This is a genomic window from Streptomyces roseoverticillatus (assembly GCF_000719265.1).
GTDB classification, from domain to species: Bacteria; Actinomycetota; Actinomycetes; order Streptomycetales; family Streptomycetaceae; genus Streptomyces; species Streptomyces roseoverticillatus.
Genome location: NZ_JOFL01000006.1, coordinates 341,666 through 364,001 on the forward strand (window position 1 = coordinate 341,666; position 22,336 = coordinate 364,001).

Genomic DNA, 22,336 nt, shown 5'->3' on the forward strand with positions numbered 1-22,336 from the left:
GCGCCCCCGGATCAGAACATGGGATAGATGGACGCGTCGTCCGCCGGCTGCGGCTTCAGCGCCCGCTTGCGGCGCAGGCGCAGGCGCAGCAGCCGTGCCAGGACTCTGCGGAGCAGTGCCATGCGACCCCTCCCCCCTCCGGTCTCAGGCGGTGCCGAGGCGGTCGGCGAGGACCCGGGCGACGGCGTCGTACCCGGCGTCGACGCAGTGCACCCGGTCCACGAACAGCCAGTCCCCGGGCCCGGTCGCCGCGCCGAGCTCCGCGTTCATGTCGACGAAGGGCACGCCCAGCGCCGCACAGCCCTCGCGCAGGGCGGCCGCGTAGGCGCGCCCGACCTCCATCGAGGCGATGTCGTTGTGCAGCCGGCGCCAGTTGGAGACGTCGTCCAGCTCGTCGAACAGCGCCTTCTCCTGGGGCGCGGGCTGCTCCCGCACCCAGGGCGCGAGCGGCTGCAGGACGAACGTCAGCCGCGCCCCGAGCGCCCGGGCCAGCAGCTGCCACCCGCCGAGGTGCCGCACCGTCAGCGCCGTGGCGTGCGCGATGCGCTCGGCCGGGGCCGGCACCGCGGACGGGTCCGGCGCGGGTCCGCACTCGAAGAAGGCGCCGTGCCGGCCGTGCTGCGCCGCCGGCAGCCGGCTGAGCACGAGGTTGTTGACGCCGGAGTACAGGACGATCTCCGCGACCTCGGGCAGCAGGTGCTGGAAGAGCGTCAGCAGCATCAGCTCCTGCGCCGAGTTCAGGCTCTGCCCCGAGAAGTTGAGCCAGGGCCGCCCGGGCGCGTGCCGGCTGCCCAGGCGCGAGGAGATCGTGGCGTGGTCCCCGCTCGCCCCCACGCCGAACACGGCGGAGCTGCCGGCCAGCAGCCGGACGGGCCCCGGCGGGCGCCCGTCGGCGACCGTCGCCGTGCCGTCCGTCGTGCGGGTGACCCGGAATCCGCACGAGTCGGTGGAGTACACCGGGGTGCGCTCGTTGCCGTACTGGAAGAAGCCGATGTACGGCTGGTCCTCCAGGACGAAGGTGTAGTGCTCCATGTGGGGGACGAGTTCGGCGCGCGGGGACTTCATGGGGCAGGGCTCTCCTCGGGGATCCGGGCCGGCCGGTGGTGGCGGGTCAGTGGGCGGCGGGCGGCAGGTCGTAGAGCGCGCCGGGCCGGTCCTCGCGGATCAGGTCGGCGTTGACGGCCATGGCGGCGAGCCCGCCGCTGGCCGCGGCCATGGCCGCCTGCTGCATGTTCTTGCCCAGGTCACCGGCCACGTACAGGCGGGGGAGCGAGGTGCGGCCGCGCTCGTCGGTCTGGGCCTCCGTGAGGTCGGCGGCCTGGAGCCAGGGTCGCAGCGGCTCCACGCGCGGCTCGGTGTCCATGTGCAGGAACAGCGCCGTGAAGGTGAGCGAGCGACCGTCCGCCAGGTCGACGGCGACCCCGTCGGGGTGCGCCGACACGCTGGTGATCTTGTCGGGGACGGTGGCGACCCCGGAGGCGGCCAGGAAGCCCCGCTCCTCCTCGGGCAGCTCCCGCCGGTCCGACAGATAGGTGAGCGAGGACGTCCACGCGGTCAGGGTCGCGGCGAGGCACTCGCCGGGCACCGCACCGCCGTACACGCCGAAGTGCCCGTCCCGCACCTCGTAGGCGTGGCAGTACGGGCACTCGAACACGCCCTTGCCCCACAGCGCGGCGAGCCCCGGCACGTCCGGCACCTTCGAGCGCACGCCCGCCGCGTACACCACCGTCCGGCTCGTGTACGCCCCGGACTCCTTGGCCACGGTCACCAGGCAGTCGCCCTCGGGGGCCACGGAGATCACCTCGTCGTCCACGAACTCCACGCCGTAGCGGGCGATCTCGGCGCGGGCGCGGGCGCGGAAGTCCGCGATGGTCACCCCGTCGTTGGTCAGCATGTTGTGCATGACGCCCGCCGCCATGTTCCGGGCGTCGCCCGAGTCGACGAGCGCGACGCGCCGGCGCGAACGACCCAGGTACAGCGCCGCGCCCAGGCCCGCCGGGCCGCCGCCGACGATCACGGTGTCATACAGTTCCGCGGTCATGCTCTCCTCTTTCGGTGTCGGTGTGCTGCCGCGGCACGCGGGAGGCCTCCGGCTGTTCGCCGGTGAGCACGTCCTGGCGCAGCGGTGCGAGCAGGGCGACGGATCCCAGGATCAGGACGGCCCCGGACGCGACGAAGACGGTGGTGACGGACGTGGTGCGGGCGAGCAGCCCGCCGAGGGCCGCCCCGATCGGCATCGTTCCCCACGAGCACAGGCGTGACACGCTCATCACGCGGCCCTGCAGCTCCGGCGGCGCGAACCGCTGGCGCAGGGACAGCACCGGGATGTTCCAGCTCATCATGAAGACGCCGTTGCAGAACATCGCGGCGCCGGCGGCCACGACGTGCCCCGCCAGGCCGAGCCCCACGTAGGCCGCGCCCGACAGGATCAGCGACCACTGCGCCATGACGAGCGTGGGCAGCCGCCGGGAGAGCCGCGGCGCGAGCCACGTCCCGGCGATCGAGCCGACGGAGCCGACGGTCAGCAGCAGGCCGTAGCCGGTGGCGTGCAGGTGCAGGGTCCGGTAGGCCAGCAGCACCAGCATCGAGAACGTCGCCGAGTACACCAGGCCGTAGAGCGCGCTGGCGGCCAGCGTGCGGGTGAGCGCCGCCCGGGTGAGCACGAAGGAGACGCCCGTGCGCAGGTCCTGCCACATGGAGCGGGCCGCGGACGTGCCGGGCGGGGGAGCGGTGCGCGGGGCCGCCTTGACGCCGGCCAGCCCCAGCAGCAGCATCGCGGCCAGCCCGTACAGCGCGCCGCCGGTCGCCAGCGCCAGCGTCGCGCCGACGCCGACCAGGAGGCCGGCCAGCGGCGGGCCCGCCATCTCGTTGAGGATGACCTGCGGCGCGAAGAGCCGGCCGTTGGCGTGCTCCAGGTGCTCGGAGGCCACGATGTCGGGCAGCATCGCGGGCGCCGCGGTCTCCGCCAGCGTCTCGGCGATGCCGAGGACGAACGAGAGCGCGAACAGCACGGCCAGCGACGTGCCCGCGGCGAACGCCCCGACGGCCGCCAGCAGCGCGGCCGCCCGCGTGAGATTGCTGAACAGCAGGATCCGCCGCCGGTCGTGACGGTCCGCCAGGACGCCCGCGGGTAGCGCGAACAGCAGCCACGGCAGCATGTTCACCGCCGTGAGCCCGGCCACCACCAGCGGCTGCGGGTGGCTCGCGACCACCAGCAGCGGCAGCAGGGTGCGGGTGACGCCGTCCCCGGCGTTGGACGCCACGGACGACGACCACAGCCAGCGGAAGCGGCTGCCCAGCACGGGTGTACGGGCAGGTGCGCCGGTCTCGGTCAAGGGACTTCACTCCGCGTCCGGCCGCGCACCGCCGCCCCGCCGCCCGGCCCGGTCACGACCAACTCGTGAGCCCCAGAAGCCGCTCGCCCAGCGGGGTGAGCTCGGCGCGCCCGTACAGCTCGCGCTCCTTCTTGCGAGGGCTTCCGTGGTGCTCGTGCTCGTGCGGCGGGATGCGGTCCCGCCAGAACCGTACGCGGCTGTCCCGGAGCGCGGCGTCGTCCTCCAGGGCGGGCGCCATGGAGATGTACTGTGCCATACGCACCCGGTCCGCGGAGCGGTTCGGACGCACTCCGTGCGGCAGCAGGCTGTTGAAGATGATCAGGTCGCCGGGGTCGACGCGCAACGTCTCGATCGCGTAGCCCGTGATGTCGGGCGTCATCGGGTCGCGGTCGGGAGGCTGTTCCTCCAGCCAGGCGTCCAGCTTCTCGAAGATGCCCGGCACGCACTGGAAGCCGCCGATCTCCTCGTTGCCCTCGCTGAGCGAGAGCACGCCCTGGCAGCTGATGGGCAGCGGCCGCCGGGAGGTGTCGACGTCCCAGTGGACGAACCCCTCGAACGCACGGGTGCCGCGGTTCGGCGGGTTGACGTTGGCGAAGTCGATCACGACCCACAGGCCGGTGGTGTCCCAGATGTCGACGAAGGCGTCGTACACGCGCTGCGTCTGCCGGTTGTCCCACATGGCCTGGTGGTTGTAGATCTCCACCAGACCGCTGTGGCCCGGCAGCCGCTGGTTGTCGGTGCGGTCCGCGTACCAGGTCGCGGGGTCGCCGGGCACCATGTCCTCGAACTCCCACAGCGCCCGCGTCAGCCGCTCCACGTTGTCCGCGGAGACGGCCTGCCGGACGACGACGTATCCGCGGGTGGTCCAGTGCTCCCAGTCCTCGGGGGACAGCACGCGCAGCGGAAGCTTCTTGCGGATGTCCCTGAGCTGGGTCCTCGCCATGGTCGGTGCTCCTTGCTCCTGGTCAGGTGATGACGGTCCGCTCGTCGGCCAGGACGACCGCGTCCAGAGCCGTGGTGTCCAGCAGCTCCAGAGCCTCCGCGAGGTCGTTGAGGATGGGCCGGCCGCCGGCGTTGGCGCTGGTGTTGATGAGGATCGGCAGCCCCGTGCGGCGGGCCACCGCGTGGCACACGCGGTGCAGCAGCGGATGCCGGCCGGCGTGCAGGGTCTGCAGCCGTGCCGTGCCGTCGATGTGCCGCACCTCGGCGAGCAGCTCCGCGTGCTCCTCGCGGACGCGCACCGCGAACAGCATGGTGTCGGTGTGGTCGAGCGGACCGGCGAAGTACGTGCCGGCCACCTCCGCCGGGCACAGCGGCGCCACCGGCCGGAACCACTCGCGCCGTTTGATGGTCTGCGAGACGTGGCGCCGGGCGCCGGCCCAGTGCGGCGAGACGAGCAGCGACCGGTGCCCGAGGGCGCGCGGCCCGGTCTCCATCCCGCCGCCCAGCCAGGCCACGCACTTGCGCCCGGCGAGCATGCCGGCCACGTGCTCGGCCAGGGCGGCGTCGCTCGCGAGGGTCGTACGGGTGTGCCCGGTGCGCACCGGGCCGCGCGTCGTGAGCGTCGGACCGCCGTAGGCCAGATCCGCTCCCGGGTGCCGTCCTGCCGCCGGCCGGTCTTCCGGGGCGGCCACGGCCAGCGCCGCGCCCAGCGCGATCCCGGAGTCGTCGCAGCACGTGGGGATGTGCACCCGGGAGAACAGCCCGCTCTCCGCGATCCGGGTGTTCGCCGTGATGTTCAGGGCGCAGCCCCCGGCGTAGCAGAGCACGGGGTGGCCGGGCCAGCGGGCGTGCAGCCCGGCGACGAGGTGGGTGAGGTCCTCCTCCACGGCCGCCTGGAGCGTCGCGGCCAGGTTCCGGCAGACCGGGTCGCCGGGGCTGTGCCCGACGAGGAACCGGTGCCCGCGCGGCGTGCGGATCTCGTCGGGGAACACCCCGCCGTAGGAGTGCACCACGTCGTCGTCGGTGGCGTCGCCCAGCAGGCCGTCCAGATAGCCGCCCGCGTCCTCGTCGTACGGGTACCAGGTGTCCTCGTAGCGCAGGGCGCTGCCGGCGGGCGCCTCGCCGCCGAGGGGAGCGAGCAGGTCGGGCGCGGCGCGCCGGGCCCGCTCCCCGGCGAGCATGGTGCGCAGCACGGGCAGGAGGCCGGCGTCGACGGTGCCGGTGGCGGCCAGGCCCAGCAGCTTGCCCGTGTCGAACTGGCCGCCGTGCACCCGGCGGGCCAGCGCCTCGTAGACCAGCCCGAAGCGCGGACCCGTGCGGTTGCTGAACGACAGGACGGGGGTCAGCGACGTGCCGTCGCCCAGGCACACCATGCCGCACTCGGCGTAGTTGCCCGTCCCGTCCAGGGCGAGGACGAGCGCCTTGTCCGCCCCGGAGGTGTAGTAGGCCAGGGCGGCGTGCGCGTAGTGGTGGCGCACGGCGATCACGGGCAGCGGGCCGGCCGGGCCGTCGGCGAGCGGCCAGTCCACGGACTTGACCGGGCGCAGGACGGAGGTGGCCAGCGCGTCGCCCGGGCGGCTCCACGTGATGTCCTCGGAGACGAGCTCCACGAGCCCGCCGGGCAGGATCCGGCACGCCGGCGTGTACCAGTCGGCGACGGCGACCGCGGTGACCGGGCCGCGCGCCAGCGCGTGCAGCCGGTTCACCCAGTCGCCGACCGACGCCGCGAACCCGGCGTTGCCGCCGCACACGTGGCGCAGCCCCACCTGCCGCTCGCCCTCGATGACGTGGACGCCCGTCGGCTGGGCCAGGGCCGCGCCCCCGTCGTGCCCGAAGTTCAGACCGATCACCGGCATCTGCCCGGACCCCTTCAGACGCCCGTGCAGACCTGGGCGTGGTGGCGCTCCAGCAGCCCTTGCACGACCTCGCGCATGTACGCGCAGTAGCCCGGCGACATCACCTGGATCGACCCGTTCTCCTCCTCCAGCGCGCCCGCGGATCCGCCCGAGCAGGTGCCCTGCAGCTCGCAGCCCTGGCAGCCGGGGCCGTTGGTGTAGGCGCGCATGCCGTAGTCGCGGTAGGCCGACGAGTTGAACACGCCCCGCCAGTCGTCGATCGTGCCGAGCTTGCGCGCCGTCGCCTTGCAGGCGAACACGCTGCCGTTGGGCTCGATGGACAGCTGCCGGCCCACGGCCGGGCACGTCTTGTAGTCCGCCTGGGCCGCCCATTTCGCCTCGTCGGCGATCATCTGGAACGTCTGGTACCAGTAGCCGCTGAGCTGCACCCCGCGCTCGCGCCCGTAGTCGACGGCGGACAGCAGCTTCTGCGCCACGTCGTGCGGGCTGTGCTGCTCGAAGAACTCGCGGGCCTGGAAGGAGACGATCACGTCGAGGGAGTCCAGGCCGGCCTCGGCGACGAAGTCGATCAGGGGGGTGCCCCACTTGTCCCAGGTGTACTGCGACAGGACCGTGGTGATGCTGACGGGCACGCCCGCGGCCTTCATGTCGAGGATGGCCTTGCGGACCACGGGCCACGGCGTGCGCTGCTGCTGCCCGCCGCGGAACTCCCCGGTTTCGGGGACGAGGTAGTCGATCGAGACGGTGGTGGAGACGCGGTAGTCGGCGAGCGCCTTCAGCAGCTCGGCGTCGATGCGCGAGCCGTTGCTCGTCATGTCGTACGACAGCGTCACGCCGTCGTAGAAGTGCCCGAAGGTGCGCAGGATGTGCAGGATCGTGTTGCGGGCGAGCGTCGGCTCGCCGCCGAAGAACGACACGGTGAGCTCGCCGCCGCCGTTGGCCTTGCGCAGTGCCACCGCCTCCCGCAGCGTCTTCTCCGCGACCTGCGGGGACATGTGCATCGAGGGGTTGCGGGCGCCGTCGGTGCCCTCGTTCCAGTCGCCGCGGGCGAGCGTCGGCCCGCTGTCGCCGCGCGCCGTGCGCAGCTGGACGAGGACCGGGCCGGGCTTGACGGACTCCCCGGAGGTGTTGCGCTCCTCGACGCCGCCGTCGAAGTTGTAGGCGAAACAGCCCTGACAGGAGAAGTTGCAGGCGTTGGTCAGCACGAGCTGGATCGAGGAGTGGAAGACGCCGCTGCTGAGCGCCTCGCCGCGGGCGGCGAGGAGTTCGTCGATCTGCGCCGCCTCGTCGTGGCCGGCCTCCACCAGGTACTGCGCCTCGATGAGGCTGTCCACGGTCTCGCTGCCCGCTCGCGCGCGCAGCGTGTCCAGCGGGATGCCGTCGGCCGCCTCGTGCAGCAGCGCGACCGTGTCGCGGTCCACCAGGCGGGCGTTGCCGAAGAGGGAGTGGAAGGCCACCGTGCGCTCGGTGCCGTCGTAGGCGTCGAGCCGGCCGCCGAACCGCGAGAAGTCGCGGTCCCGGGCGGTGCGCATCGTACGGACGTAGCGGGAGGACTGGTAAACCGGAGCTGACATCGGTGGACTTCCTCCTGGATCTGGTGCGGACCGAACGGGGCCGGGGCGCCGGCCGGGGGAGCGCGACCGTGGAACGGGCCCGCCGCAGGCGTGGATCGCGGCGGGCCCGTCGGAACCGGTGCGCCGGGACTGCTACGCAGGGGTGACCGTTTCCTTCGCCTCGGAGACGTCCGTGCAGACCGACTCCGCCTTCGGTACCGGCGTGATCGTCGGGGCGTTGCCCTTGTCGGGCGAGACGAACCCGCAAGGGCGGGACGACGCCGTGGGTGTCGGAGTGATCATCTTCTTGACTTCGGCCATCAGTCTCTCCTCGCCGTGGTCTGGCGGTATGCGTGCATACGCGGTCAGCGAATCATGGCCGGGTCGGGCCGGGGGATATTCGTTCCGGCCACTTTTTTCGGAGCGTATTACTTGATCGGGACTGCTGGTATTAGCGCATGAACGGTATGGATTCCTGTTCGAGAACGAGGCGGCCGGCCTTGCGGGGATCGAGGGTTTCCGGCGCCACCAGGGAACATGCGGAAAATGCCGCCGCCGATGCCCCTTCCGGATATGCATGTGCATGGCATGGATCAATTGCCAGGACCTCACCGGCCGTTACGGACCGGGCCGGGAAGGGGCTCGGCGCGCCCGATGATCTGTGGCCCGCTCTTTTCCAGTGGCGCCCGGCACTCTTCCCGGACGGCGGCATTGCGGCCGGGCGTGTGCGCGAGGGAGCGCGCCGGAGGACGGGAATGCGCCTCCCGGCCGCTCCGCGTGCCCGTGCGCGCGCCCTGCCGCAGGCTCGCGCGGCCTGCGGCAGGGCGGAGGGAATGCGGGGAGGGGCCGGGGAGCGGCAGCGGTCAGTGCAGGTCGTCCCAGGTGATGACCGGGCTCGCGGAACGCAGGCCGAAGTCCACGGCCGGGTTTCTTACGGGCCACTTCAGGCGCAGCCAGCAGGGCACGGTGGCGGCAATGCCGTCGTCGGCCGCGAGATGCCAGAACGTATTCGAATCCTGGCGGGCAAAATACGGGCAGAACAGTGAGATCACCAGCGTCACCCGGTGGCCCTTCGTCACGGGCGTGACCGCGTGGAAGATTCGGCTGCCGTGGAGGAACAGCGTCGCGCCGCGCTCGCCGAGATCCGCCTCGCGGAACCGGGAATCATCCGCCACCGGCCCGGGGAATTCGTCGGTACGCCCCCGGAAGTAGGTGAAGCGACCGCCGTCGTAGTCGTCGTAGCCGCTGAGCTGAATCGTGAAGACGTAGTCCATGCCGTCGCGGTGCCAGCGGACGCCGCCCTGCCGGCCCCCGCCCTCGCCGTAATTGATCTGGGTCGTGGGAAGCCGCAGCGGATGGGGAATCAGCGGAATTCCGACCAGTCGCGAACAGGTGAGGAGGAATTCGCGGTCGCGGATCATGTTGGCGAGGAACGGCGAGAGGAGATCGGCGGCGCGCAGCCGCCGCGTCGCGGTGAACCCCGCGTCCTGCGCCGCCGCTTCGAGCTGCTCGCACACCGCGGTCAGCCGCTCCAGCCCCTCGTCCGTCAGGAGGCGCCACGGCCCCGCGACGGCCGTGTCGTCGACGCGCCCCTTCGCCCGCAGGAGTTCGCCGTCGTGATACCCGAACTCCCGCAGCGACACCCGCGGTACGGCCGCGCGGGGCGCGACGAACCGGCTGTGCCAGGGCGGCTCCGCGGGCAGCCGGGCGCTGCGCAGCGGAGGCCGGGCGCGCAGCGCCTTCATGACCTTCCGGAATCCGTCGGGGGCCTGGGGCAGATCGAGTGCGCTCGGTCTGCCGCTCACTTTCGGCGCTGTGGGCACGGGGCATCTCCTTTTCGGGAAACGCATGCGGCGGAACCGGCCGACGGGCCATCCGAGAATCTCCCACCGGGCCGGGCCACTGGCAAGAGCCGTGGCACACCTTCCTGAGTTGCTGCATTTATGGAGATATGTAGCATTTTCAGGGAGGTGCGATGGATGCAGATCTCCGCAGGCCCGCTGGACTGGTCCCTGGTGAGCGGATGGATTCCGGTCGCCCTCCTGGCCGTGGGAGTGTGCGCCCTCGCGGCGCTCCTCTTTTCCCGCCGCCGCACCTGGTGGACCCGGTGGGCCCCGGCGGCCGTCCTGCTCGCCGCCGCCGCGACCTGGCTCCTGCGCACCGCCGTCGACGACTGGTGGCAGCCCTTCCCCGACCCCCTGCCCACCGGCGTGGTGGTCTGGGCCGGGATCGCCGTCCTCGGCGTGTGCCTCGCCGCCTTCCGCATCCCGCTGCTCCGCCCGCGGCACTGGGCCGGCGCCGTCCTCGCCGGCCTCCTCGTCGTCCTCCTCGGCGCCTCCGAGATCAACCGGCACTTCGACCAGTACCCCACCGCCCGCAGCGCCCTCAACTCCTGGCTCACCAAGACCACGAGCATCACCGAGGCCACCGGGCGCACCGAACCCGTCCTGCGCGTCCCCGCCGGCAGGACCGTCGCTGACGTCTGGCGCCCGCCCGCCGGCATGGCCGAGCGCGGCACCCTCTCCAAGTCGTCCGTCCCCGGCATCAGATCCGGCTTCCACGCCCGCAGCGCCTACGTCTACCTGCCGCCCGCCTACCGGGCCACGCCGCGACCCCTCCTGCCGGTCGTCGTCCTCATGGCCGGCCAGCCGGGATCGCCCGACGACTGGATCAGCTCGGGCCGCCTCGTCGACATGATGAACGCCTTCGCCGCCGAGCACCGCGGCCTCGCGCCCGTGGTCGTCGTCGTGGACCCGCTCGGCTCCCAGTTCGCCAACACCCTCTGCCTCGACTCCCGGCTCGGCAACGTCCAGACCTACCTCGCCACCGACGTCCCCGACTGGATCCGCTCGCACCTCCAGGTCGCCCCCGCCCGCACCTCCTGGGTCATCTCCGGCATCTCCTTCGGCGGCACCTGCTCGATCCAGCTCGGCGTCAACGCCCCGCAGGTCTACGGCGTCGTCAACGACATCTCCGGCCAGGAGGCCCCCACCCTCGGCAGCCGGGAGAAGACCGTCGGCAAAGCTTTCGGTGGCGACACCGCGGCCTTCACCGCCGTCAATCCCCTCGACGTGATGGCCCGGCAGCGCTTCCCTGACACCAAGGCCGCCTTCGTCGCCGGCGGCAGCGACAGCACCTACCGCCCCCAGCAGCGCAAGGTCTACGACGCGGCCGTCAAGGCCGGCATGCGGGCCGAGTGGGTCCTGCTCCCCGGCGGCCACAGCTGGCAGGTCTGGCGGCCCGGCCTGGAGCGCCAGCTCCCCTGGATCTCCCGCGAGACGGGGCTGACCCGATGAGCCACTCCCGTGAGGCAGGGCCGATCCGATGAGCGAGACCACCGCCCCGCCGCCCGCGCCCACCCCCGGCGACAGCACCCACCCCTGGCGCGTCACCCTCGACCGGCTGCTCGCCCCCGTCCGGCACGCCCCCTTCACCCTCGGCTTCCTCGCCGTGCTGTGGATCGTCGGAGCGGTCACCGGAAGCCTCGGCAGCGGACCGAGCCGGCACCGCATGGAACACATCGGCGCCGGCGTCCCCGCCCTCGCCGAAGGCCGCTGGTGGACCCCCGTCAGCTCCCTGCTGTGGTGCCCCGGACTCGGCGGCTACCTCGGCGCCACCGCCATCGTCCTGCTGCTCGTCACCCCCTCGGAGCGGCGCCTGGGCGTCGCCCGCACCGCAGCCGTCCTCATCGGCGGCCAGATCCTCGGCACGCTGCTGGGCACCGGCATCGTCCAACTCGGCAACGTCGCGGGGGAGTGGTGGCTGGAAGAGCTCGCCGGTTACCTCGCCGTCTCCCCGACCGTCGGCGCGCTCGCCGTCGGCGGCGTCCTCAGCTACCGGCTCACCGCCCTGTGGCGGCGCCGCACCCGCCTCGGCATCGTCGCCTTCGCCCTCGTCATGACCCTCTACGTCGGCCATCTCCAGGGCGTCCTGCGCCTCGGCGGCGCCGCCGTCGGCCTCCTCCTTGGCGCCGTCCTGTACCGCCGGGCCGGGCCGCTGCGCCTGCGGCACTCCTCCCACACCGAGGCCCGCGTCCTCGTGGCGCTCGTCGTGGCCGCCGCCGCCATCGGCCCCATGGTCGCGATCCTCTACCGCGACGCCTACGGGCCGCTCAACTCCTTCCAGATCTACGTCTCCGTCCAGCCCACCGGCCAGGAGGTCGCCGATGCGTGCGCCGCCTCGGCCGAGGACTGCCACTTCGTGCACGCCCTGCGGAACTTCTACGACTCGCCCGCCGCCGTCATGGCCGTCCTCGTTCCCGCGCTGATGCTCGTCCTCGCGGAAGGGCTGCGCCGCGGGCTGCGGCTCGCCTGGACTCTGGCGGTGCTGGTCCACCTCGCCTGGATCGCCCTGTTCTCCTGGTGGCTGCACGACTTCCTCAGCCACCCCGCCGGCTGGGCCGAGCCCGCCGAGCGCTCGACGTACGCCCAGGCCTTCGCGGAACAGATGCTGCTGCCCGTCCTCATCGTGGCCCTCCTGATCGTCACCCGCGCCCGCTTCGGCCTGCGGCTCCCGCGCTCCGCGACCCGCGGCCTCGCGGCCGTCGCCGGCGGCTCCCTCGTGCTGGCCTGCGCCGCGTACGTGGGCATCGGCTACGCCGCACGCGACCAGTACGACCCCGCGGCCACGCCCTCGGTGCTCTTCTCCGGGCTGGCGTCGGAGTTCCTGCCGCCCACCCTGCTCGCCACCTTCACCGATTGGCCGGTCCCGGTCGGCGGCACGGCCCAGGCCCTGTTCCACTACTGCGGGCTGGCCTTCTGGCTCGTCACCCTCGTGGCGCTGCTCGTCACCTTCCGCCGCCCGCGCCTGCACACCGACGCCGACGCCGCCGTGCGCGCCCGCGAGCTCCTCACCGCACACGGCGGCTCGACGCTGTCGTTCCTGACGACCTGGGACGGCAACTACTACTGGTTCGACGCGGCCGGCCGCTCCGCCGTGGCCTACCGGGTGATCGCCACCGTGGCCCTGACCACCGGCGAGCCGTTCGGCGCGCCGGACGCGCGGGCGTCCGCCGTCGGCGGTTTCGCGCGCCACTGCGACGAGCGCGGCTGGACGCCGTGCTTCTACAGCGTGGGGGAGGAGGCCCGCGCCGCGGCGGAGGCGCTCGGCTGGCGCTCGGTGCAGGTCGCCGAGGACACCGTCGTCCCCCTGCCCGGCCTCGCCTTCACGGGCAAGAAGTGGCAGGACGTCCGGACCGCCCTCAACAAGGCCAAGAAGGAGGGCATCACCGCCGAGTGGTGGTCCTACCCCGAGGCGCCGGTCGCCCTCACCGACCAGATCCGGTCCATCTCCGAGGAGTGGGTCGCCGACAAGGGCCTGCCGGAGATGGGCTTCACCCTGGGCGGCCTGGAGGAGCTCGACGACCCGGCCGTGCGCTGCCTCATCGCCGTGGACGGCGACCGCACCGTGCACGGCATCACCAGCTGGATGCCGGTGTACGAAGCGGGCCGGCCGGCCGGCTGGACGCTGGACTTCATGCGGCGCCGGGCCGCCGGCTTCCGCGGCTCCATGGAGTTCCTCATCGCCTCGGCCGCGCTCGGCTTCCAGGAGGAGGGCGCCCGCTTCCTCAGCCTCTCGGGCGCCCCTCTCGCCCGCAAGGCCACCGAGGAACCCCCGGCGGCCCTGCAGCGCATCCTCGACTACGGGGGCAAGGTCCTCGAACCGGTCTACGGCTTCCGGTCGCTGCTGAACTTCAAGTCCAAGTTCCAGCCGCAGTACCACCCCATGTACATGGCCTACCCGGACCCGGCCGCCCTGCCCGCCATCACCCGCGCCATCGGCAAGGCGTACCTGCCGCACATGACGGCGGCCCAGGGCGTACGGCTGATGCGGCAGTTCTCCGCCTGAGCCGGGCTGTCCAGGACGTGTCCTACGGCAGCGTCAGCACCCGCGGGCCGTCCTTGGTGATGGCGACCGAGTGCTCGATGTGCGCGGCGCGGCTGCCGTCGGCGGTGCGTATCGTCCACCCGTCGGCGTCCGTGCGGTAGGCGTTGCTGCCGCCCGCCATGAGCATCGGCTCCAGCGCGAGCACCAGGCCGTGCCGCAGCGTCATGCCCCGGCGCGGACGGCCCCGGTTGGGCACGTGCGGGTCCTCGTGCATCTCCCGGCCGATGCCGTGGCCGCCGAAGTCCGCGGGCATGCCGTAGCCCCCGGACCGCGCGACGGTGCCGACGGCGTGGGAGATGTCCCCGATGCGGTTGCCGGGGACGGCCGCTGCGATGGCGGCGTCCAGCGCCCGCTGCGTGGCGTCGATCAGGGCGGTGTCGGCCGGGCGTGCCGTGCCGACGACGAAGCTGATGGCGGCGTCGCCCGTCCAGCCGTCGAGCTTGGCACCGCAGTCGATGCTGACCAGGTCGCCGTCGCGCAGCGCGTAGTCGCCCGGGATGCCGTGCACGATGACGTCGTTGACGGACGCGCAGATCACCCCCGGGAACGGCGTGGGGGCGAAGTCGGGCTTGTAGCCGAGGAAGGGGGAGCGGGCCCCCGCGTCCTTGATGACGGCGTGCGCCGCCTCGTCCAGCTCCCGCAGCGTCACGCCCGACTTCGCCGTGTCACGGACGGCGGCCAGCGCGTTGGCCACGATCCGGCCCGCCTCGCGCATGGCGTCCAGCTCGCCGTCGGTCTTGATCTCCACCATGGTTCCGGAACTCCCCTGGCTCGTCACCAATTCTTATACCGGTATTAGTATCACGGTCTAGAATCCGCCCCATGGTGAGGACCCCCTTGACCCCATGGGAGCGGCGGCGCGGCGAGCGGCTCGGCGCCCTGCTCCGCCAGGCGCGCGGCGACCGCAGCATGGTGGAGATCGCTGCCGCCGCGGGCCTGTCCGTGGAGACGCTCCGCAAGATCGAGACCGGCCGTGCGCCCACCCCCGCCTTCTTCACGATCGCGGCGCTGGCCTCCGTGCTGGGCCTGTCCATGGAAGAGCTGGCGGCCGCTGCCGCGGCGGGCGCCGACGCGGAGGAGCGTGACGCGCTGACGGCGTGAAAAGGGCCGGGCGGCCCCGTTCCTGACGGCTCTTCCGGCCCTCGCGCGACAACGACTGACCGATCGGTTAGATTACTGACCGATCGGTCAGAGTCATGCTCGGCGAGAGGCGGAACGCATGGAAAGCACGACGTGCTGCGTGGTGGGCGGAGGCCCCGCAGGGATGATGCTGGGGCTGCTGCTGGCCAGGGCCGGGATCCGCGTGACCGTCCTGGAGAAGCACCGCGACTTCCTGCGCGACTTCCGCGGCGACACGGTCCACCCCTCCACCCTGCGCCTGCTCGACGAGCTCGGCCTCGGGGAGCGGTTCGCGGAGCTCCCCTTCCCCAAGCTGGAGGAGATGCGCATGGAGCTCGCCGGCACCACCGTCGTCGCGGCCGACTTCCGCCGCATCCCCGGCCGCCACAAGTACATCGCCATGGTCCCCCAGTGGGACTTCCTCGACCTGCTGGCGAGCGCCGCCGCGGCCGAGCCTTCCTTCACCCTGCGCATGTGCACCGAGGTCACCGGCCTGCGCGGGGAAGGCGGCCGGGTGACCGGCGTCCGCTACACCGCCGAGGACGGCACCCCCGGAGAGATCGCGGCGGACCTCACCGTCGGCTGCGACGGCCGCCGCTCCGTCGTCCGCAGGGAAGCCGGCCTGGTCCCGGACGAGTTCGACGTCCCCATGGACGTGTGGCAGGTCCGCGTGGACGCGCCCCGCGGCGGCATCAAGGACGGCCGCGTCTTCGCCCGCTTCCGCGACGGCCAGGCCGCCGTCACCATGGACCGCGGCACGTACTTCCAGACCTCCTACCTCATCGCCAAGGGCCGCGACGCGGAACTGCGCTCCCACGACATCCAGTGGTTCCGCGACCGGCTCGGCGGCCTCTTCGGCTGGGACGCCGGCGTGACCGCCGCGATCGGCTCCTGGGACGACGTCAAACTGCTCGACGTGTCCATGGGGCGGCTCCCGCGCTGGCACGGCAACGGCGTGCTCTGCATCGGCGACGCGGCCCACACCATGTCGCCCGTCGGCGGCGTCGGCGTCAACCTCGCCGTCCAGGACGCCGTCGCGGCCGCCCGCATCCTCGCCCGGCCGCTGCGCGAGGGCACGGTCCGCGGCCACGACCTCGCCCGCGTGCAGAAGCGCCGCGCGCTCCCCACGGCCCTCCTGCAGCAGTCGCAGCAGGGCGAACACCGGCTGATCCGCAGCGCCCTCGACGGCACCCTGCGCCCCGGCACCCTGCCCCTGCCGATGAGGCTGCTGCGCCGGGCCCGTCCCCTGCGCACCGCCACCGCGTTCCTCGGCGGGATCGGGATACGGCCCGAGCGCGCGCCCGCCTTCGCGCGGGCGTAGGAACGCTCCCGGCGGACGGGCTCAGTCCTGGGCCCGCACCGCGTTCAGGGTGAACGTCACCAGCTCGTCGGCCGCGGCACCGAGATCGATCTCCGGGTCGGCGAGCCAGTGGGAGACCACCCCGTCGATCGCACCGCCGATCGCGAGCGCCGTCACCCGCGTGTCGAACGCGCGCAGCCGGCCCGCCGCCTGCCCCGCCGCCAGCAGCTCCACCAGGCCCTGCAGGCGGCCGCCGGTCCGGTGCCAGCCCGGCGTCTTCAGCCGCGTGCCGCCCTCGTCGTCGAGGAGCATCTCGGTGATCACGCGCACATGGCGCCGGTTGGCCTGCTGGTAGCCGACCATCGCCCGGACGTAGGCGACGAGCGCGTCCAGTGGGTCGGCCTCCCGCTCCACGCGCTCGGTGACGTACGCGGTGAACTGCTCCAGCACCTGCGTCAGCGCCGTGCGCGTGAGGTTGTCCTTCGACGAGAAGTGGTAGAGGACCGCGGCCTTGGAGATGCCCGCAGCCTCCGCGATCGCCGACAGCGACGCCGCCGGGTACCCCCGCGTGGAGATCAGGTCGATCGTGCTCTCGACGATCTGCTGCCGGCGCGCTCGCTCCGTGAAGGTCGGCCCGCCGGGGGCGGCACTCCGGCGGGGACTCATCGTGACGCCACCTCTGTTCTTCTCGCGCTCCGGCCCGGTCCGCCGTCCTCGCGGACGACACCCGACCGTACACCGCGCCGCCCGCGGCAGGGCCACCGGGAGGGGCCCGGATCCCGGCCCGGGATCAGTCCCACCAGTTGAACAGGACGTCACCCAGGCACCCGGGCTTCCAGTAGCGGATCTCCGTGAGCTCGGCCGGCGACAGCTCCGAGACGTCGACCTCCTCCAAGGGGGTCATCAGCTCCTTGACCCCCATCACCCGCAGCCCCGCCGTCTCGAAGACCTGCGCCCACAGCGGCGGGTCCGCGAACCCGGGCACCGGCTCGCCCTCGCGGACCGCGTCCGTCGTGAAGGCGACCACCGGCAGATGGACGTGGCCCAGGGCGGTGAACACACGGCCGTACCCGTCGCTGAGCGTCGCCCGGCGGAACGTCTGCACCTCACCGGGGACCACCTCGCCGGCCCGCCCCCGGGCCTCCATGGCCGCGGTGAAACAGGCGGCCCGGAACAGCGCCGCCTCGGTCCGCGGTAGAGGGGCCTCGTGCGGCCCCCGGAATCCCGTAGCGCCCCGCGCCAGACGGATCAACGTGCCTTCCTTCCCGTCCCACCCCTCGCCCGCAGTCACGCCCGTGTCTTCCGTGACGTGCTGCTCCTCCCTACCCAGCACAACGCGCGAACCGCTGCTCCGTACGCCCGTCCCGCAGTGCGCGCGGCCTGCCGCGCCACGGCACGCACCCCCCGGCGTGCGGGCGGCAGGCGCACCTCCCCCGGAAATTCGTTCGCCTGCCCGCAACCGGCCCCACTAGCGTCGTGCGAGTGACGACGACCGGCGAACGAGCGGACGGCGGGCGGGGCGGCCCCGCCGGGAACTGGCGCGAGGACAACCGCGCGCTGTGGGACGAGCGGGTCCCCCTCCACACGGAGAGCGCCTTCTACGACGTGGCGGGCTTCAAGGCCGGCCGCAACGACCTGCGCGGGTTCGAGGCGGACGAGGTCGGTGACGTCACCGGCAAGTGCCTGCTCCACCTGCAGTGCCACATCGGCACCGACACCCTGTCCTGGTCCCGCAAGGGCGCCGCGGTGACCGGCCTGGACTTCTCCGGCCCGGCGGTGGAGGCCGCGCGAGCGCTGGCGGCGGAGGTGGGCGAGGAGCGGGCCCGGTTCGTCGAGGCCGACGTGTACGACGCGCCGGCCGCGCTGCGGGGCGAGACCTTCGACATCGTCTACACCGGCTTCGGCGCCCTGTGCTGGCTGCCCGACCTGACGCGGTGGGCGCGCACGGCGGCGCAGCTGGTGGCGCCGGGCGGCTTCCTGTACCTGGCGGAGTTCCATCCGGTGGCCATGTGCCTGGGCGAGGACGGCAGTGCCTTCGCCGAGGACTACTTCACCCGGGGGCCGTTCACGTACGACGAGCCGGGCTCGTACGCCGACCTGGCCGCCCCGACGCGGCACAACCGCTCGGTGGAGTGGCAGCACCCCCTGGGCGACGTGGTCAGCGCGGTCGCCGCGGCGGGCCTGCGGCTGGAGTTCCTGCACGAGCACGACTTCACGCTGTTCGAGTACCTCGACGGCATGGTCCGGGCGCGGGACACGAGCGGCAGCCGGGGCGGCGAGGCCACCGTCTACCGGCTCCCGGAGGGCCGCCCGCGCTTCCCGATGGTCTACTCGCTGCGGGCCTCCAAATAGCAGGGCACCGGTGCGCGCCGCGGAACGTGCGCGCACCGGTGCCCTCACCCCGCGTGCGGGGACCTACTTGCGGCGGGAGCCCGTCGAGACGGTGCCCTCGCCGCCCGCCAGCTTCCACTCCTTGTGGAGCGAACCCAGCGGGATCGGCTTCTCGAAGATCGGCGTGCCGAAGACCTGCAGTTGGAGCTGGAGGGCTCCCGCGAGGTCCAGCCCGCCGTAGGCGCCCCACTTGCCGGTGGCCGAGGCCTTGCCGTCGGCGGACGCCGTGGCACTGCCCTCCGCCTCGGCCCGCAGGTACGGGGCGACGTCGGCCTTCACCCCGACCGCGCCGTACAGACCGACGGACGCCTCGGCGCCGAGCGCCGCCTTCACCTTGCCGGCCGCGGTCACGGACGCCTGCGGCGAAGTGGCCGAGAAGTCGGAGGTGTTGACCGGCGACCAGCCCTTGCCGCGGTTGTACGCGCCGCCGACGCGGAAGCCCCCCTTGAGGTCCTCCTTGACGTCGACGTTGGCGTGGCCGTCGGCGTCCACCTGCAGGTAGCAGGTGAGACCGAGGTTGACCACGACCGGCACCGGGCCGACCTGGATGACCGGCGAGGCGTGCAGCTTGGCGAACGGCACGCGCAGCGGCTTGCCGTCCGTCGAGGCGGCCGCCTGGCCCTTGAGCTCCCACTGGGAGGACCAGTCGCCCGACAGCGAGACCGAGGCGCTGGCGGGCGTGCCGCCGAAGCCCGCGCCGCCGCCGTCGTAGGCGAAGTCGACCTCCGGAGCGAGCTGGACGAAGCCCGAGGCCGACGCCGCGGCGGACACCGGAGCGTCCTTGGCGGTGGCGATGGAGGTGCCGACGTCGAGCCGCAGGTTGCCCAGCGGCACCTTCGCGCCCTTGGGCCCGAAGTGCACGTTCCCGGTCTTCGTCCACGAGGCCTTGACGCCCTTGACGAGCGGCTCGACCTCGACCGTGGACGGGTCGACGGGCACCGATCCCTTGGCCTGGGAGTCGCCCAGCAGGGCGCCCAGGGTGGCGGGAGAGGTGTTGACCTCGGTGCCCTGCTCGGTCTTGCCGAGCACCTTGGTGACCTTGGCGAGGACACCGTCGGGGGCACCGGGGGCGGGTGCGCTGGCGATGATGTCGCCGACGGCCACCTGGTTGCTCTTCTCGGGGGAGGCGCTGCTTCCGGCCCCTGCCGAGCCGGACGGCGCGGGGGTGCGGCCGGGGGCCACGCCCTTGGGGGGCTTCGCCGCGCCGGAGATGACGGCGCGTCCGCTGCTCTTGTCGAAGGAGGCGACCTTCAGCGCGGACTTCTGCGCCGTCTTACCGGAGCCGGAGGGGCGGGCCACGGCGCTCGGGGCGCCCGCGCCCTCGGGCGCGGCCCGGACGGCGAGCTGGGGTTCCGCGGCGGGCGGACGGGCTGCTGCCGCCTTCTCGGTGCCGGCGCCGGGGTCACTGCCGGACGGCCCGGAGGCCGCGGAGCACCCGGTGGCGAGCAGGGAGGCAGCGGTGATGGCGGGTAAAGCCATGAATCGTGCGGACTTGCGCAAATTCGATCCTCGGGAGCGTGAGGTGGGGGCGGGCCGAAGGGGTCGACACCTCGGCCCGCATCACACGGCATGGGCGGGAAACCGGATGGCTACCCGCCGGTAACAGCATGATCATGCCATGGCCGCAGGGGCCCTCAGAAGTCCTAAACCACTGGCGGGCAGTGATCTGGATCACTGCCCGCCAGTGGGGTCGCCCGGCTCCAAGTCGTTTAGTTTTTGACCGCCTTGAGGATGACGAACTTCGCGTCGCTCGCCACGATCTCGCAGTTGCCGAAGAGCCGGCGCAGCTTCACGTGGTAGCCCAGGTGCCGGTTGCCGATGACCCACAGCTCGCCGCCGCGGCGCAGCGCGGCGCGCGACCCGGTGAACATGCGCCAGGCCGTCGCGTCGGTGGTCGACTGGTGGGAGTGGAAGGGCGGGTTGTTCAGCACCAGGTCCACGGACTCGGCGGGCACGCCCGCCAGGCCGTCGCCCACCCGGAACTCGGCCTTCGCCCGCGGGCCCGCGTTCTCCCGGAACGTGGCCTCGGCGGACGCCACCGCCTGGTAGGACTCGTCGACGAACATCACCTCGGCCTGCGGGTTGGCCAGCGCCGCGGCCGTCCCGACGATGCCGTTGCCGCAGCCGAGGTCCACGACGCGCTCCGGGCCGCGCCGCCGCGGCAGGTTGCGCAGGAAGAACCGGGTGCCGATGTCGAGGCGGTCGGCGCAGAAGATCCCGGCGTGGTTGGCGACCGTCAGCCCGGACGCCGGCCCGATGCCCAGGGGCAGGGCGTAGTGGTGTGGCCAAGGGCTCCTGGACCGCGGGATCGCGGGGTCCGGCGAACAGAAGATGAGCCGGGCCTTCTTCACGGCCAGCGAGGTGCGGGTGGGGCCGGCGATCCGCTCGAACAGCTTGAGCGTCGAGGTGTGGATCTCCGTCACCTTGCCCGCACCGGCGACGACGCTCCCGGCGTGCAGCCGGGGCGCGAGCCGGTGCAGCTGGTCCTCCAGGAGCGCGAGGCTCTTGGGCACGCGGACCAGCAGGACGTCGATGCGGTCCGGCGGGGTGTCCCGGGTCGACAGGAGCGTGACGGCTCCGGCGTCGACGCCGTTGCGCTCCAGGTTCCGCAGCGTGGCCTGCCGGGCCAGGAACGAGTCGGTGATCTGCACGGGCCGGGCGCCCTGCCGGGCGAGGGCGGTGGTCAGCGCGCCCCACCGGTCGCCCAGCACGGCCACGGTGCCGGACAGGTCCGTGGGGCCGTCGGCGCTCTCCGCGCTCCCCGCCAGGTGCTGGAGCAGGTATTCATCGGCGGCGTCCCAGGCACGGAGCTGGTCGCGGGGGTCCTCGGGGGAACGGGTCAGGACCAGCTCGCCCCACGGCGTCATCAAACGGTTCATTGTGCCCACAGGCTAGTCGAGACCCCTGGTGCAGGTGAGCACGGCCGCCCCGTAGCGCGGGTCCGTACGTGCCCCGCCCCGCGGACCTGGTCCACCGGACCCTGCCCCCGGGCACTGGGTAACCTGCCCCCCGAACACTGGGTAAAGTGTCGCCGCCGTACGAAACATCGCAGGTGAAACGGGGTCAGGGCATGGGCATACTCAACCGGGTGAAGAACCTGGGCGACCAGGTGGGAACGGCGGCGACCGTCTTCGGCAAGGACGTCGCCCACGCCGTGCAGCGCGGCGTCGACGCCGGGCGCACGGGCACGAACGCCTCCGGCGACTGGGTCCTCTCCGTCCTGCGCTCCCTGCCCGCCCCCGCCGCGCCCGCCCCCGCGGAGTGGGAGTTCTCCCTCGGCGCCCTCATCTGCCGCCACCCCAGGGTCCCCGCCGTCACCGCGAAGGCACTGCGCTCGCTGGACGGCATCGGCGCCCTGCGCTTCGGGCCCGACACGGTCGGCTTCGACGGCGAGGACATCCCCTGGGACAAGGTCGTCCACCTCCAGCTGCACGACGCGTTCAGCGCCATGACCACGGAGGCGCTCGACGCCGAGATCGACCGGATCCGGGACCTGCTGCCCATGCTCCCCGGGCGCAAGTGGGTCGTCACCAAGGTCGTGGAAGGCCTCGCCTCCGTCATGCTCGCGGCGCTGGAACAGGCCGGCGAACAGCGGCTGGAGACCGTCGACGTCGCCTGCGAGATCACCTACCGAGGCGCGCTCGGCATGAAGAAGACGCTGCGCGCCAACATGTTCAGCACGGCCCTGCTGGCCCAGCAGGCCGAGGTCATGCACAGCCTCGTCGTCACCGCACAGGCCAAGGGCGTCCCCGTCCTCCCCGCCGAGCCCCCGCTGCACGGCACGAAGACCGGCGAGCGGGTGCTCGCACTGCGGGCCCGGACGGACGCGGTGGCCGCCCAGCTGCGGGCCGAGCAGGGCGCGGATGCGCCGGCGCTGGACCCTGCGCCGTAGGCGCGCTCCTGCTGCCGGCTCAGCCGTCGGCTCCCGCGCACGGTGGCGCTGCTCCGGACTCC

At 72.9% G+C, this 22,336-nt stretch carries 19 protein-coding genes; 6 read left to right on the forward strand and 13 right to left on the reverse strand.

Annotation, left to right across the window (positions count from 1 at the left end):
• Window positions 1-144: 144 nt before the first annotated feature.
• From IF61_RS0108720 to IF61_RS0108755, 8 genes are all read right to left on the reverse strand, one after another.
• Window positions 145-1,065 carry an SGNH/GDSL hydrolase family protein gene (locus tag IF61_RS0108720; RefSeq protein WP_030365701.1) on the reverse strand — a complete coding sequence of 307 codons (921 nt, stop codon included), beginning with the start codon at window positions 1,063-1,065 and terminating at the stop codon, window positions 145-147.
• A gap of 46 nt (window positions 1,066-1,111) precedes the next feature.
• Window positions 1,112-2,041: an NAD(P)/FAD-dependent oxidoreductase gene (locus IF61_RS0108725; protein WP_030365702.1), complete on the reverse strand. Its 930-nt coding sequence runs from the start codon at window positions 2,039-2,041 to the stop codon at window positions 1,112-1,114.
• On the reverse strand, window positions 2,022-3,335 hold the full coding sequence (locus IF61_RS0108730; protein WP_078660061.1) for an MFS transporter: 1,314 nt from the start codon (window positions 3,333-3,335) through the stop codon (window positions 2,022-2,024). Before IF61_RS0108730 ends, IF61_RS0108725 begins: the two co-directional genes overlap by 20 nt.
• Before the next feature lie 52 nt (window positions 3,336-3,387).
• Window positions 3,388-4,278 (reverse strand): phytanoyl-CoA dioxygenase family protein, encoded by an 891-nt coding sequence (locus IF61_RS0108735; protein WP_030365704.1) that lies wholly within the window; start codon window positions 4,276-4,278, stop codon window positions 3,388-3,390.
• A 22-nt stretch (window positions 4,279-4,300) separates the two neighbouring features.
• Window positions 4,301-6,133: a carbamoyltransferase C-terminal domain-containing protein gene (locus IF61_RS0108740; RefSeq protein ID WP_245684449.1), complete on the reverse strand. Its 1,833-nt coding sequence runs from the start codon at window positions 6,131-6,133 to the stop codon at window positions 4,301-4,303.
• A 14-nt stretch (window positions 6,134-6,147) separates the two neighbouring features.
• A complete protein-coding gene (locus IF61_RS0108745; RefSeq protein WP_030365706.1) occupies window positions 6,148-7,707 on the reverse strand; it encodes a radical SAM/SPASM domain-containing protein in 1,560 nt (519 codons plus the stop codon).
• A 132-nt stretch (window positions 7,708-7,839) separates the two neighbouring features.
• Window positions 7,840-8,007 carry a hypothetical protein gene (locus IF61_RS35770; protein WP_157848561.1) on the reverse strand — a complete coding sequence of 56 codons (168 nt, stop codon included), beginning with the start codon at window positions 8,005-8,007 and terminating at the stop codon, window positions 7,840-7,842.
• A 542-nt stretch (window positions 8,008-8,549) separates the two neighbouring features.
• Window positions 8,550-9,509, reverse strand: a complete 960-nt coding sequence (locus IF61_RS0108755; RefSeq protein ID WP_157848562.1) for a 2OG-Fe(II) oxygenase family protein — start codon at window positions 9,507-9,509, stop codon at window positions 8,550-8,552.
• A gap of 156 nt (window positions 9,510-9,665) precedes the next feature.
• Here IF61_RS0108755 and IF61_RS0108760 point away from each other — a divergent pair, with 156 nt between their 5' ends.
• Window positions 9,666-10,982, forward strand: a complete 1,317-nt coding sequence (locus IF61_RS0108760; RefSeq protein WP_030365708.1) for an alpha/beta hydrolase — start codon at window positions 9,666-9,668, stop codon at window positions 10,980-10,982.
• A gap of 28 nt (window positions 10,983-11,010) precedes the next feature.
• Window positions 11,011-13,533, forward strand: coding sequence for a bifunctional lysylphosphatidylglycerol flippase/synthetase MprF (locus tag IF61_RS0108765; RefSeq protein ID WP_052392525.1), 2,523 nt, complete (start codon window positions 11,011-11,013; stop codon window positions 13,531-13,533).
• A 22-nt stretch (window positions 13,534-13,555) separates the two neighbouring features.
• Here the strand turns inward: IF61_RS0108765 and map are convergent, their stop codons facing one another.
• Entirely contained in the window at window positions 13,556-14,323 is a 768-nt protein-coding gene (map, locus tag IF61_RS0108770) for a type I methionyl aminopeptidase (RefSeq protein ID WP_030365710.1), read from the reverse strand.
• Between the two features lie 71 nt (window positions 14,324-14,394).
• On the opposite strand from map, the gene IF61_RS0108775 reads away from it, so the two are divergent.
• The gene (locus IF61_RS0108775) at window positions 14,395-14,673 is read left to right on the forward strand and encodes a helix-turn-helix domain-containing protein (protein ID WP_030365711.1); all 279 of its coding nucleotides are present in this window, start codon (window positions 14,395-14,397) and stop codon (window positions 14,671-14,673) included.
• 118 nt (window positions 14,674-14,791) lie between these two features.
• A complete protein-coding gene (locus tag IF61_RS0108780; RefSeq protein ID WP_078660062.1) occupies window positions 14,792-16,012 on the forward strand; it encodes an FAD-dependent oxidoreductase in 1,221 nt (406 codons plus the stop codon).
• A 21-nt stretch (window positions 16,013-16,033) separates the two neighbouring features.
• Here IF61_RS0108780 and IF61_RS0108785 read toward each other — a convergent pair whose 3' ends face one another.
• Both IF61_RS0108785 and IF61_RS0108795 read right to left on the reverse strand, forming a co-directional pair.
• Window positions 16,034-16,657 (reverse strand): TetR/AcrR family transcriptional regulator, encoded by a 624-nt coding sequence (locus IF61_RS0108785; RefSeq protein ID WP_030365713.1) that lies wholly within the window; start codon window positions 16,655-16,657, stop codon window positions 16,034-16,036.
• A 124-nt stretch (window positions 16,658-16,781) separates the two neighbouring features.
• On the reverse strand, window positions 16,782-17,243 hold the full coding sequence (locus IF61_RS0108795) for a hypothetical protein (protein ID WP_030365714.1): 462 nt from the start codon (window positions 17,241-17,243) through the stop codon (window positions 16,782-16,784).
• A 230-nt stretch (window positions 17,244-17,473) separates the two neighbouring features.
• Between IF61_RS0108795 and IF61_RS0108800 the strand changes: the two genes are divergently transcribed.
• Window positions 17,474-18,343, forward strand: a complete 870-nt coding sequence (locus tag IF61_RS0108800; RefSeq protein ID WP_052392527.1) for a class I SAM-dependent methyltransferase — start codon at window positions 17,474-17,476, stop codon at window positions 18,341-18,343.
• Window positions 18,344-18,406: 63 nt separating this feature from the next.
• On the opposite strand, the gene IF61_RS0108805 is transcribed toward IF61_RS0108800, so the two are convergent.
• Together IF61_RS0108805 and IF61_RS0108810 are read right to left on the reverse strand one after the other, a co-directional pair.
• Window positions 18,407-19,861, reverse strand: coding sequence for a hypothetical protein (locus IF61_RS0108805; protein ID WP_030365716.1), 1,455 nt, complete (start codon window positions 19,859-19,861; stop codon window positions 18,407-18,409).
• 230 nt (window positions 19,862-20,091) lie between these two features.
• Window positions 20,092-21,261 (reverse strand): methyltransferase, encoded by a 1,170-nt coding sequence (locus tag IF61_RS0108810; RefSeq protein ID WP_030365717.1) that lies wholly within the window; start codon window positions 21,259-21,261, stop codon window positions 20,092-20,094.
• A 191-nt stretch (window positions 21,262-21,452) separates the two neighbouring features.
• On the opposite strand from IF61_RS0108810, the gene IF61_RS0108815 reads away from it, so the two are divergent.
• Window positions 21,453-22,274, forward strand: coding sequence for a hypothetical protein (locus IF61_RS0108815; protein WP_030365718.1), 822 nt, complete (start codon window positions 21,453-21,455; stop codon window positions 22,272-22,274).
• Window positions 22,275-22,336 lie beyond the last annotated feature (62 nt).